Origin of the sequence: Sphingobium yanoikuyae (assembly GCF_013001025.1) — a bacterium.
Classification (GTDB): Bacteria; Pseudomonadota; Alphaproteobacteria; order Sphingomonadales; family Sphingomonadaceae; genus Sphingobium; species Sphingobium yanoikuyae_A.
This window is the reverse complement of record NZ_CP053021.1, coordinates 1,529,796-1,542,281: the sequence shown is the minus strand read 5'-3', so window position 1 is coordinate 1,542,281 and position 12,486 is coordinate 1,529,796. Positions and strand designations below refer to the sequence as shown.

12 protein-coding genes are annotated in these 12,486 nt (G+C 60.9%); 11 read left to right on the top strand and 1 reads right to left on the bottom strand.

The features are described from left to right. Window positions 1-57: 57 nt before the first annotated feature. The 5 genes from HH800_RS07810 to HH800_RS07790 all read left to right on the top strand — a co-directional run bounded on the left by HH800_RS07810 (window position 58) and on the right by HH800_RS07790 (window position 5,504). The gene (locus tag HH800_RS07810; RefSeq protein ID WP_169860728.1) at window positions 58-1,041 is read left to right on the top strand and encodes a glycosyltransferase; all 984 of its coding nucleotides are present in this window, start codon (window positions 58-60) and stop codon (window positions 1,039-1,041) included. Next, on the top strand, window positions 1,038-2,162 hold the full coding sequence (locus HH800_RS07805; RefSeq protein ID WP_097383306.1) for a polysaccharide biosynthesis protein GumK: 1,125 nt from the start codon (window positions 1,038-1,040) through the stop codon (window positions 2,160-2,162). Before HH800_RS07810 ends, HH800_RS07805 begins: the two co-directional genes overlap by 4 nt. After that, window positions 2,155-3,426, top strand: coding sequence for a polysaccharide biosynthesis protein GumE (locus HH800_RS07800; protein ID WP_169860727.1), 1,272 nt, complete (start codon window positions 2,155-2,157; stop codon window positions 3,424-3,426). The genes HH800_RS07805 and HH800_RS07800 overlap by 8 nt, the downstream gene beginning before the upstream one ends. Further along, on the top strand, window positions 3,423-4,520 hold the full coding sequence (locus HH800_RS07795) for an acyltransferase family protein (RefSeq protein WP_169860726.1): 1,098 nt from the start codon (window positions 3,423-3,425) through the stop codon (window positions 4,518-4,520). Before HH800_RS07800 ends, HH800_RS07795 begins: the two co-directional genes overlap by 4 nt. A gap of 198 nt (window positions 4,521-4,718) precedes the next feature. Then, a complete protein-coding gene (locus HH800_RS07790; protein WP_235682044.1) occupies window positions 4,719-5,504 on the top strand; it encodes a class I mannose-6-phosphate isomerase in 786 nt (261 codons plus the stop codon). Window positions 5,505-5,524: 20 nt separating this feature from the next. Here the strand turns inward: HH800_RS07790 and HH800_RS07785 are convergent, their stop codons facing one another. Further along, window positions 5,525-6,685: a nucleotidyltransferase family protein gene (locus HH800_RS07785; protein ID WP_169860725.1), complete on the bottom strand. Its 1,161-nt coding sequence runs from the start codon at window positions 6,683-6,685 to the stop codon at window positions 5,525-5,527. A 167-nt stretch (window positions 6,686-6,852) separates the two neighbouring features. Between HH800_RS07785 and HH800_RS07780 the strand changes: the two genes are divergently transcribed. The 6 genes from HH800_RS07780 to HH800_RS07755 all read left to right on the top strand — a co-directional run bounded on the left by HH800_RS07780 (window position 6,853) and on the right by HH800_RS07755 (window position 12,375). Beyond that, a complete protein-coding gene (locus HH800_RS07780; protein WP_004212599.1) occupies window positions 6,853-6,993 on the top strand; it encodes a lasso RiPP family leader peptide-containing protein in 141 nt (46 codons plus the stop codon). Between the two features lie 72 nt (window positions 6,994-7,065). After that, window positions 7,066-7,365 (top strand): PqqD family protein, encoded by a 300-nt coding sequence (locus HH800_RS07775; protein WP_004212598.1) that lies wholly within the window; start codon window positions 7,066-7,068, stop codon window positions 7,363-7,365. Next, window positions 7,349-7,783: a lasso peptide biosynthesis B2 protein gene (locus HH800_RS07770; protein ID WP_169860724.1), complete on the top strand. Its 435-nt coding sequence runs from the start codon at window positions 7,349-7,351 to the stop codon at window positions 7,781-7,783. Before HH800_RS07775 ends, HH800_RS07770 begins: the two co-directional genes overlap by 17 nt. After that, window positions 7,780-9,669, top strand: a complete 1,890-nt coding sequence (locus tag HH800_RS07765; protein WP_169860723.1) for an asparagine synthase-related protein — start codon at window positions 7,780-7,782, stop codon at window positions 9,667-9,669. The genes HH800_RS07770 and HH800_RS07765 overlap by 4 nt, the downstream gene beginning before the upstream one ends. A gap of 1 nt (window position 9,670) precedes the next feature. Next, entirely contained in the window at window positions 9,671-10,633 is a 963-nt protein-coding gene (locus tag HH800_RS07760; protein ID WP_107917686.1) for a hypothetical protein, read from the top strand. Continuing rightward, window positions 10,630-12,375: an ABC transporter ATP-binding protein gene (locus tag HH800_RS07755; RefSeq protein WP_169860722.1), complete on the top strand. Its 1,746-nt coding sequence runs from the start codon at window positions 10,630-10,632 to the stop codon at window positions 12,373-12,375. Before HH800_RS07760 ends, HH800_RS07755 begins: the two co-directional genes overlap by 4 nt. Window positions 12,376-12,486: the final 111 nt, after the last annotated feature.

The window sequence follows — 12,486 nt, the reverse complement described above, 5'->3', positions numbered from 1 at the left end:
ATAATAACTGAGAACATATTGAACGGATACTCTATTAACGGTCACACTCCCCATCTGTTGCATCGCGCCCAGGCGGGCAAATATGAAAAAGTCTATAATCGACTGACCGGCCGATATCGCCATGTCGGCGATGTCCTGTCGGCTCCCTCGACGCGATTGATCCACGCGCATTTCCTGCAGGATGGGGCGAACATCCTGTCCCTTGCCGCGCGAAGGAACATACCGCTGGTCGTCACCGCCCATGGCTATGATGCAACGGTGACGGCGCGCGAACATGCGCGCCGCACCGAGGGACTTTGGTATCTGATGCTCAAGCCCTTCCTTCTGCGTTACGCCCATGGGATCATCTGCGTATCCCAGTGGATCAAGCAGTGCCTGCTCGACGCAGGTTATCCCGACCACAAGCTGCGCGTCATTCCGCTGGGTATCGACACGTCCAGCCTGCCGCCGCCACCCGCCGCCCATGGCCGCCGGGGCGCCCTCTTCGTCGGCCGTCTGGTCGAAAAGAAGGGGGTCAATTTCCTGCTCGACGCCTGGGCGAAACTGCCAGAACGCGTCCGAAGCGAACCGCTCACCATTATCGGCGGCGGCCCCCTGATGCCCGCCCTGGTCGCCCAGGCCCACCGGCTTGGCATCCAGCCGCATTTCCTGGGCGCACGATCTCGCGCGGAGGTCTTCGCGGCCATGGCCCGTCACCGCATCTTCGCGATGCCGAGCGTGCGCGCGGCAAACGGCGATTCCGAAGGGCTTCCCATCGTGCTGATGGAAGCGCAGGCGATGGGCATGGCAGTGATCGCGTTTGACGATGGCCCGATGCGCGAAGCGATCAAACCCGGCATGACCGGGCTGCTCGCACGATCGCGCAACAGCCACGATTTTGCCGACCATCTGCAAACGCTTCTGGGGGCGCCGGACCTGTGCGGCGATTTTGGCCGAGCCGGCCGGTCCCATGTGGCCGCCAAGTTCGACCTCCGCAACCGCGTAGCCGCCCTGGAAGACTATTATGACGAGATCCTTGCCAGCACGGAGGCCCGTTCATGATCGGACAATCCGCCGCAAAGCCACAGCCAGTTCACGCCGAAGGACACCGCGTCCTCATCATCTCGCGCCATGACTATCGGACCCGGCGCCGCGCGAGCGTGCATTTCGTGGCGCGCCATATGGCGCAACAGGGCCATCAGGTGACCTTCATGTCGATCGGCTACAGCTGGCTGTCGCGCCTGCGTGGCGACAGCCGGGCCGATCTGTTTGATCGCGCCAATGCCTGGGAACAGGTGGACGGGCTTCAGGCCTATCTGTGGCGCAGCGCATGGCATCCGGTGAAGTTGCCGGTATCGAGCAAGGTGGAATCCTGGCTTTACAGCAAATGGGCCAGAAACCGCTGCACCGCGCTGGACGAAGCGGCAGGCGCGGCAGACATCATCATCGTCGAATCCGGCATTGCGCCGGCATTGCTGAAGCGCATCCGAGCCGTCGCACCCTCGGCGCGGATCGTCTATCGGGCCACGGATCTTCTATCCACCGCCGGCGTGCCTGAATGCATTGAAGACATGCTTTGGCAATCGGAGGCCGATATCGACCTGATCGTGGTCGTCGCCCGCTCCATGCTCCCGCATTTCGAGGCCTTCAGCTGCCCCAAATTATTCATTCCGCATGGCGTCGATACTGCTTTGCTCAATCAGGCAACAGACAGTCCCTACGCGACCAAGCGCAACGCAGTCACAGTCGGATCGATGCTGTTCGATGCCGGGGCGATCCGCACCCTCGCGCTGGCACGCCCGGAATTCACCTTCCACACCATCGGATCGCCCAAGAGCGTCTTTCCGACCAATGTGATCCAGCATGAAGAGATGCCTTTTGCGCAAACGCTGCCCTATCTCCAGCATGCCGATGTCGGGATCGCGGCCTATCAGCGCGCAGCTGCCGCCGCCTATCTCGCGGATTCCAGCCTCAAACTCCTGCAATATAAGGCAATCGGTCTGCCCGCCGTTTGCCCCGATTTCGCCGTTGGCGACCATGCCCTGCGCTTTGGTTACCGGCCTGATCACCCGCAGGAAATGGTCGAGGCTTTTGATCGGGCACTGAACGCTGGCCGCAGCCCGGTGGCGAGCAAGGATTGGAGCGATGTTGCCGCCAGGCTCGTCGAGGCTTCTCTTGGCTGAGATTGCCCTTTCTCTACCGGCTCGCGCGCGGCGCGACGCGGTGCATCGACGCAGCCTGATCCATGACAGGCTCGTCAACTATGTCGCCGCCGGACTGCTTGTCGCCACGGTCCTCTTCAATCCGGCCCTGGCCTGGGTCAACGCGCATCTATTCCCGATGACCGCCGGCATCGTGTCCGCCGCGCAGGGCAGCATCGTTCTGACCGCGCTGCTGGTCGGGACCATGCAACCGGTTCAACATAGTTTTCGGTGGCTGGCGCTGACCTGGATCATGGTCCTTTCGGCGCTGCTGACGAGCGCGATCAAGGGATATTTCGAACCCAAGATCCTGGGCGACATATTGTTGATCCCGGCCTTCATCCTGCTTGGAACCCGCATTGAAGGCGCGTTGCTGCGTCAGACAGTGTTGTCGTTGCAATTGCTGATCATGTTGGTCGGCCTGTGGGAACTGGCGAGCCCTGGCGGCTTTGGTTCAACCTTTCGCGTGATCGACTATTATGTGCAGACCCGTGGCTATGACGCAGATGCCTTCTGGGCCGGTGGCGACCTATTTCTTAGTTCGGAACGTCCCGGCGGCCGCATGCTGCTCGATGGCCTTGGCCTGCATCGCGGATCATCGCTGTTTCTGGAGCCGGTATCGCTCGGCAACTGGGCCATCGTCGGTACCATCTTCACGGCGGCGATGTGGCGGTCTCTGTCGAACGGCGCGCGACTGTTCATGCTGGTTTCGACGACGGTGCTGCTGGTCACGTGCGATGGCAGGCTTGCGCTCAGCGTGATCCTGCTCTTCTGCCTCTATCTGCCGATCAGCGCCTATGTTCCGGATCAATGGAGCGTCGCCTATCTGCCGTTGCTGCTTGTCGCATTGGTCGGGGGCGAAGCGCTGGGAATTCTGGCGGAGCACCAAGACAATCTTCCCGGACGACTCAGCGTCGGGCTCGATGCACTGCGATCGATGGACCTTGACCAGTTGTTGGGCGTCCGTGCGGATCGGGTCCGGTTCGATGACGCCGGCTGGGCCGATTTCGTCCAGGCTCAATCCGTGGTGATCGCGATCGGGCTCTGGTTAGCACTCGCCTGCAGCAGCTTTGGTCGCGATCCCGGCAACCGGATGGCAAAGCATGGCATTATGCTCTTCCTCGCACTCTGCCTGCCCATCAGCAATTCACTGCTGTCAATCAAGACAGCCGCCCTGATGTGGGTCGTCTACGGCTTCTGTTATGCCCGCGGACGCCTGACGCGCATGGAAGGAAACGCCGCATGAGCCCTGGCCGTCATATACCGGCGCTCGACGGCATCAGAGGCTTTGCTGCCCTGCTCGTCGTATTCTGCCACTTCCGCACGTTCGGCTATCCGGAACTTCTGCATCCGCGCGCCGGCGATTATGGCGTCCTGCTGTTCTTCACGCTCAGCGGCTTTCTCATGGGCCATCTCTACCTCCCCAGAACGCCCGACCGAGATGCGTTGGCGTCCTACGCTGCGGCGCGCATAGCGCGCATCGTGCCGCTCTACGCCTGTGTCTCGCTGCTATCCTTCCTGATCTATCGCTTCGTTTACGCCGATTTCATCTATCCGATCGGACTGATCGAACTGGTCCGGCAGGGAACATTCACCAGTACCGTATCGGTCTTCTGGTCGATCGGGCCGGAGTTCCAATTCTACTTTCTCTTCCCGGCGATCTGGGCGGCCACCCATGCGAAGCAACCGCTACGCGGCTGGCTATATGTGCTGATCGGGCTGATCGTGGCAGGCTGCTATGCAGCGAGCCCTTGGCTGCCGGGCATCTTTGCCCTGGCTAAGATGCACATCTTCATGACCGGAATTCTCTGCGCAGTACTGGTCCGACAGATCCCGGAAGACCGCATGACGCGATTATTCCCGCCGCTGCTGCTGTTCACCGCGGCCTTTATCTGGGTCCTCATCGCACCCCCTGCTTCAGTCAGCGCATGGGTATTCCCGCCCGTGACCAACGATCCGAAACACATCATCTACTATGCAGACCCTTTGAAGATCGTTGCCTGCGCCTTGGTCATTCTGGGCACAGCAATCCGTCATCCGTTCAACGACATGCTATGGGGCAATCCGTTGATGCGCCGACTGGGTGCATATAGCTTCTCGCTCTATCTGCTCCACATGCCCATCCTTCAATTGGTTCGCCTCGCCGGGCCTGCATGGGGCATCAGCATGCCCATGCAGATCCTGATCGCGACAATCTTGTCCTTGGCCGTCGCCGGCCTGTCTAACGAGATGTTTGAACGCCCCGTCGGCAATTGGGTCCGTCGCAAGCTGACCGATGCCCTGAACGGCCATGCCGCGACACGACCGTTGCCGTTAGCGGCAGAAAGCCCTTCTTCCTGACCAGTCAAACAGGCGCGGCCAACTGGAAGAATGGACAAGCTTGTCTTGCGCAATCCTGCCAGTCGATTAGGTGTTCGAACGGATTTCAATCCGCTGCCAATCAATCACTCTCATGAACTCATTCCTTGCGGGAGACGAGCATGAGACCTCGGAGGCAATCGATCGCCCTGCGAAAAGGTACAACGCAAGGCATGCCCGATGCCAAGTATTAAGCTTCAGCCAAATTTCGTGGAAAAGATCTGGGGAAAGGACGTCGCCCCTAACCACCCTGTCGACAAATTGGGCAAGCGCATCGGCGAATTGTGGTTTGGATCTCCGTCCGGAACCAAGCCCCCGCTACAGGTTAGGTACATCTATACCAGCGTTAGATTGTCGACCCATATTCACGCCCACCGCGAATCCACCGGCCAGGAAGAATGCTGGTACATCCTCGAGGCGGAGCCTGCATCGATGATCGGCATCGGCACGATCGTTCCGCTGAAACAGCCGCTGCAGCACCATGCGGCGGAAATTGAAGCATGGGCGCAGTTCATCGATTGGCGGCCGGCTCGCGCCGGCGATTTCTATTTCGTGCCGGCTGGCACCATATATGCCATTGGCGCCGGCATATCTCTTGTCGAAGTGCAGCAGAATATCGACCTGACCTGCAATCGCGATGGACATGACCGCACTCGCGGCCTTGAGACGAAGGCGACCGCCGGAGATCTGCAAACCGAGCAGCGCCCTGCTGTTGCCCTGCATCGTCCACTTGGCTGCAGCGGCGTCCTGCTAGATGATGGGCCTTTCGGTTTGCGACTGGCACATATGCAGGGCGGAGACGCGCTGCACGTGACCAACAGCGGTCTCGCCTGGTTCATTCCGTTGCGGGGGCGCGGGGACATCGATGGCCTGACCTGGCGGGCGGGGGAGTGCTGGTTGCTGACCCAACCCACTCCCCTGATCCGCGCGGCCAGTGACGCCGACTATCTGTTCGCAACGGTGTGATGCTTTTTCACGCAGAGCGATCAGCCCGATGCGGCAACAGGCGCAACATGGATAATGGTGGGATCTTCCTTCGGCCATCCCGGTATCTTGCGCGCTGCCTTGGACGCCAGGAAGCTGCCACCGACCCACATATATGTTCCCAGTTTCTGGCCGGCTCGCCGGTTATCGCATAGCCGCCACAGCAAATGCCGCAAGCGCGGCCAGGCAATGGACGGATCATCGGGCGTGAAGACGGCCAGGGACAAATCCGCGCCAAACAGGTCCGAGATCGGCAGTGGCTCCGCAAATTCCGGCACTTCCAAGCCGAACATGCTTTCGGCACAGGCCAGGGTAATGCGCAGACTATGCTCGATATTCTGCTCCGTTGCCCGTTGATGCAAAATCGCCAAGGCCGCATGATCGAGCCCGGCAATCGCGGCGCAGAAATCCAGAAGATAGGCCGCTGCGTGGCAATGCTGGGTCAGAGACTTCACGAAGCTCAGGCTTGCCAACAGGGTTTCGTGGATTGGCGATATGCAGGGAACCTTCACTTGCCCCAATTCCTGATCCGCCGGCTCACGCAGAAACGCGCCCACGTCCATGGGGTGCGGACAACCCGGCTGCTGGAGCCGATGATGAACGTCGACCGTTGCCTGGTTCGGCGAACGCGAGAAGAAATGCTGCTCTCCCAGAAACGCACGCCACCAGATACGATCACATTCCGCGGGCAGGAAATAACCTGCCGCCTGGAGAAGCGCAGTGCAGCGACGCAGATCACCGCGATCAATCAGGATATCAACATCCGATGAGGGACGATGAAAGTATCCGCCATAGATTCTTCTCTGAGCAAGCGGCCCTTTGAAAACTATAAATCGCAGCTCATCATGGATTAGAGTTTTAGATATATTGGTTATTGTAGCGATGTTCACGCCGTTCATCGCGAGCGTCAACTTCCTGAACCTGTCCTCCTCGCGCGAGAAGGCGTCCGGAATATGCTGCCCAGCGGCGCGGAGCCCGGCACCAAGGTGCAGCAGAAGTTTACAAGATTTCCCAACTGTTATGATGTCCGCCCAATCGTCCGCGTCGATCGCCGGAGAGGGGACGCTAACGATCATCTGCGGAACGGACAGGGCCACATGGCATCTCACGATGTCCACGATTTTCCGTGCCTTGCGGGAGGGATCTAACAACACATCAGTCACGCCTTGAATGTTAGCTTATGCAAAACATTGCCCTACAAAGTTAAATCATGGCGATATGTGTTTATACCTATAGGTGTTACCGCGGATGGATTGGAATTTGACTTAAACATTTACTTACGATCAATTTATACCCGCTGAATGGTTCAGCAGATGATGAGGAGTTGAGTATGGAAAAGGAGTCTTATGAATCGCCCGAGCTCGTCGAACTCGGCTCGTTCGAATCGCTGACGCAGGGCACGTCCTATGGCGAAAGCCTGGACGCGACCTTCCCGGACGGTACGCCGCGCGGCGAGCTCACGTTCTCCTGACAGGGTGGACGCCCTTCTCGGACAGAGGGGGCGTCCATTCTCCTGCAAAGCCCTTGGAAGCGGGGAAGAAAGATGACGATCGCCTGGCCATCCGCGACAATCGTGGCAGCAGATCCCAACATCGTGTTTTGCGACCTAGACAATGAGAGAGTTCTACTGGACCTGACCTCCAGCCGCTATTTCGCGCTCAATCGCGTCGGCGTCCATGTCTGGGAAACGATCGCGACCCCCACCAGTGTCGGCGCACTGCAGGACAATATCGAACAACGCTTTGACGTCCGACCGGAACAGTGCCGCAAGGATCTGGAGAGCCTGTTAAGCAACCTGTCGCAGTTCACATTGATCAGCGTCCAGCATGCGCCGGCGTCCTGATCGCACTTTGGCAGGGCTGCTTCTGGCACTCCTGCTGCCGGTCGCACTGTCTGTGGTATTGGCTGTCCGTCTTGCCCTCAGCCTCACCAGCTATGCGCGCCTGTGCGAATGGTTGCCGCAATCCACTGGCCAGCGCAATCCGCTCTGGGTGCGCCAAGTCGCCCGCGCTGTCAGCATCGTCGCACGACTTGTTCCCGGCGCCACGTGCCTGACCCAGGCCGTGGCCACACGGACGTTGCTCGCCTGGATGGGACATGAAAGCTGGATCCGGATCGGTGTACGCCGCTCCGAAGATGGCAGCTTCCAGGCCCATGCCTGGCTGCTCGACCATCGTGCAAGGCCCATTATTGGCGGCAGACGACAGGACTTGGCCGGCTTCAACGTCCTGGCGGACCTGGACGGACTGGTCCGGCAATGAATGCTTTTGCCGGCCTGTTCCACCGCGATGGCCGGCCGGCACGGCATTGGCCCGGTGAAGGCATCGCCTCCCTGGTATCACGCGGGGTTCGTTGCGCGATCGATAGCGGCCCGACGATTCTTGCCGGGGCTGGCATGGAGGCGTTGGACCATGAGAAGCGGCGTCCGGACCTCATTGTGGCCGCCGACGTCCGGCTCGACAATCGCGCAGAAATCGAGGCACGGCTCGGCCTTCCTCCCCGCCCCGCCCTCCCTGAAGCCAGCCTGATAGCCGCACTGTACGAGCGCTATGGCACAGACTGCGCCTCCATGTTGCTGGGCGACTTCGCCTTTGTGCTCTGGGACGAAGCGACACAGACATTATTTGGCGCCCGTGACCATTTCGGCGTCCGCCCGTTCTACTATCATGCTTCGCCCAGGCTGTTCATGGCAGCGACAACGATTGGCGCGCTGCTCGGTTCGGAGATTTCATCCGCCATCGACGAAGTTGGTGCAGCAGATTTTGTCGCCGGCATAGTCGGCGATGCCCAGACGACGCTATATCGCGAAATCCGGCGTCTGCCGCCAGGGCACGTCATTCAGGTCACGCGCGACGAACTCACCATCAGCCGTTACTGGCATCTGGAGGCATCGCAGCCGCCCAAGGATGAGGAAACCGCCGAGCAGTTTCGGCATTTGTTCGAACAGGCGGTCTCTTGTCGGATCAGCGAACAAGCCGGCGTGATGCTCAGCGGAGGGCTGGACTCCTCGTCCATCGCCATGATGGCATCGCGCTTGCGGGCGGCGGCGGCGGGACCGCCCGTGCCAAGCCTGTCCATGACATTCGACACAAGTCCCAACTGGACGGATGGCCCGCACATAGAAGCCATTCTGCAAGCAGGGCGTTTTGCCCCCCATTTCCTGCCCACCGAGCATCAGGATCCGCTGCAGGAACTGGACATGATCCTGACTGAACAGGACGGCCCCTGCCTCGCCTACAATCTGGGCAGTTCACGACGCCTCTATCATAGGGCCCGGCAACTGGGGCTTCCCCGCCTTCTGGACGGACATGGCGGCGATGAAGTCGTTTCCCACGGGTTTGGGCGGCTGAACGAACTGGCCATGGAACGACGCTGGGCCACCTTGTTGCGCGAAGCACATGGCTTGGCCCATATTCTCCGCTGTTCGACCTGGCAGGCAGCGTCCCCCCATTTCGATCATATCGCGACGATACGGCGATTCCGGCAGAATTGGCGGCGCATCGTCCACCATGCACATCCGCCCCGCACCTCACCGAACTTCACGACCGCGCTCGTCGCACCGGACCTCGTCCGTCGTACAGACATAGCTTTGCGCCGGGCAGCGACAATGCCCAGCCGCTCGGCCTATCAGACCGAGCAGCAGCGCCACCTGTCGACCCTGACATCGCCACAACAACCCTATGCGTTTGAAGTGCTGGATCGTTCGGCGGCTGCAGCCGGAGTGCGCCTGTGCTTCCCATTCTATGATCGCCGTCTCGTCGAATTCTGCGTATCGCTCCCGGCCCACGCCAAGCTCGACAATGGCTATCCGCGCGCATCCCTGCGGAACGCCATGGCAGGCCTGTTGCCAGAGCAGGTCCGGCTGCGGCGCGACAAGTTCAACTTTGCCGGCCAGTTGGGAACAGGCATGGCGCGTCACCGGGCATCCTTGCTGACGATGCTGGATGCGCAGGCTGACATGTTGGCGCCATTTGTCGACATTGATGTCGCCCGCGCGGCCATCACGCAGTTCGATCAGTCCATGGCCAATGATGCCGCCCCCTTATTCGCTGCCTACCGGGTCGCAAGCCTGGGCCGCTGGCTTGCAAGACGATCCCGGCCCGTCGCTCCGAGGGCTAAATTTCACATCGTACATGCAGGAGGATGACATGAAGATGGGCCCAACGCCTCAGCCCGCCCTTGCCCCCGCCAGCAAGGCCTCGTCCCTTTATCGTGCCTTTGGGCTGACGATCGAATCGGATGTTCCGCTGCCGGAACTGACGACCGCCCCGGCGGGATCCGTGCCCGACATCCGCATCATCTACAGCCGCGACCTGCCCTTGCCGTCGCGCGAGGAGGGCGTGATCACGCAGTTCCGCACGGACGGGACGCATTTCCTGGCATGGCCCGACGTTGCGGCCTTCCAGTTCCACGGCCCCGACCTCATCGAGATTCAGCCCTATCCCGATACGCCGGTGACCTACCTCCCCTTTCCTCTGCTGGGGCCGATCATGGCGCTGGCGTTGCACATGCGCGGCTACATCACGCTCCACGCCAGCGCGATCGACCTGGACGGGCATGGCGTCATCTTCGTTGGCGACAAACTGGCGGGCAAATCCACCACCGCCGCAGCCTTCCTCCGGGCGGGCCATCGTCTGCTGACGGACGACCTCCTGGCGATCCGCGCCAACCCGGACGGCACGCTCGAAATCCTGCCGGCCTATGGCCAACTCAAGCTGGCGGAAGAGGCCGCAGACGCCATGCAACTGGCCGAAGCGCAGCCATTGCCATTGGTCTATCCCGGCTTTTCCAAACGCCAGCATCGCTTGATGGGCGATTTCCGCCATGATCAGCTTCAACCCGAACGCCTCTATGTTCTCGACCGCGTGGGGGATCAGCCCGGCCTCACCCGACTTGCCGGAACCCAGGCCCTGTCGGCGATCCTGCGCTACTCCTACATAACCCGTTTCGGGAAGGCAGCGCTCTCGCCCGCCGACGAGGCCCGTCACATGCAGGGCTGCGCTGCCCTGGCCCGTTGCGTCCAGGTGGCAACGCTGCACGTCCCGCATGCCCTCAATCGACTGGAAGAGACGGTCGAACTCGTCCGCGCCGACTGCGAGGACCATAGGTGAGCCAGTTCCGTCAGATCAGCGATTTCGCGCGTTTTTCCCTCGGGGGATATGGCCGACAGGCGTCCGTCATCCTGTTGCTGATCCTGATCGGCAGCATTCTGGAAAGCTGCTCCCTGCTGGCGATGATCCCGTTGCTGAAACTGATCGGCACCAACCATGGTGCGGCCCAGAGCAGCATTCAACTGCCCTGGATTGGCAGCATATCGCTCGGCTGGTTGCTGACGGCAATGCTGTGCCTCATGGTGTTTCAGGCCTTGGTGTCGCGCCGCCGCCTCCTCCTCATGACCCGCACGATGCAGCAGGCGGTAGACGACATCCGCATGCGCCTGTTCACGGCCATCGGCTATGGTCGCTGGTCGCTGGTCGCGAACATGCGCGGGTCGGATCTCAACCATGCGCTCAGCAACGATGTCGATCGCATCCAGGTCGCAGTCTTCAGCCTCATGTCATTTGGCCAGAATATCATCTGGCTGACGCTCTATGGCCTGCTGTCCACGCTGATATCCTGGCAGATGACCTTGTTCGCCATGACCGTTGGCGCAGCGACCCTGTTCGGCCTGTACCCGGTGCGCCGGAAGATCGCCCGCCATGCGCAATCCATGTCGAATTCCCTGCAGGAACGGCAATATGTCGCGTTCGAATTCATCACCGGCATGAAGATCGCCAAGGCTTTCAACAGCGAACCCTATTATCTTCAACGCTTGGATCGGTTGCTGGAAACGCTGCGCGTCGGCACTGTCGAGTTCGCCCGGCTGACATCGAACAGCACCGCCCTGTTCCAGTTGGCAAGCGGTGCGGCCGCAGCCCTGTTCGTCTATGTGGCCTATGCCGTCATCGCGCTGCCGCTGCCGCAGTTGATGACGATGCTGCTGTTGTTCATGCGCCTCGCGCCGCGCTTCAACGCCCTGCAAAGCACGCTCCAGCAACTGCTCCTCTGCCTGCCAGGCTATGAGAATGTCGCCAGGCTGCTGCGCATCTTCACGGCAGAGCAGAACCGCACCGAAGGACCGGAGCGCGGGCAGATGCCCCTCCTGACCCGGCATGTCCGTTTCGACCGTGTATCCATCACCCATCAGGGCGCGGGCACGCCGACGATCGCGAACCTCGATCTGGAATTGCCCGCCGGCAAGATCATTGCCCTGGTCGGGCCTTCGGGTGCAGGCAAGAGCACCATAGCGGACATGCTGATGGGGCTGCTCGATCCCAGCGAAGGCCAGATTCTGGTCGACGGTGTCAACCTTGCCCAGGATGATCGGCAATGGCGGTCCCAGATCGCCTATATGCCCCAGGACGTCTTCCTGTTGCATGACAGCATCGCAACCAATTTGCGCATCGGCAAGGCGGATGCGAGCGATGAGGAGTTGTGGAACGCCCTCGACGCCGCCAATGCCCGGCAGTTCGTCGGTGCCCTGCCCCAGGGACTCGATACCGTGGTCGGCGATCGTGGCAGCCGTCTGTCCGGCGGGGAAAGGCAGCGCATCGCCCTCGCGCGCGCGTTGCTGCGCCATCCCAGGCTGCTGATCCTGGACGAGGCGACCAGCGCGCTCGATATCGACGCACAAACTAAGATCGAAACCGCGATTGCCGGTTTACGGGGCCATATCACCATATTGGCCATAGCCCATACGGCATCGCTCGTCGCACTTGCCGACGTCATCATTCATCTCGACCGGGGTCGGGTCGTGCAGGTCCGGACGAACAATGCGGTCAAGGACGAGGATGTCGTCGCCGCAGCGGAATAACCCTCCCACAGGCTCCAATGCGCGTCCCCATGGGCACCATATCCGCCTATCGGCGCTCCGTTCGACATCGGGGGTGGCCTTGTATCCGGCAAACGCCTATCCGCAGGCCCA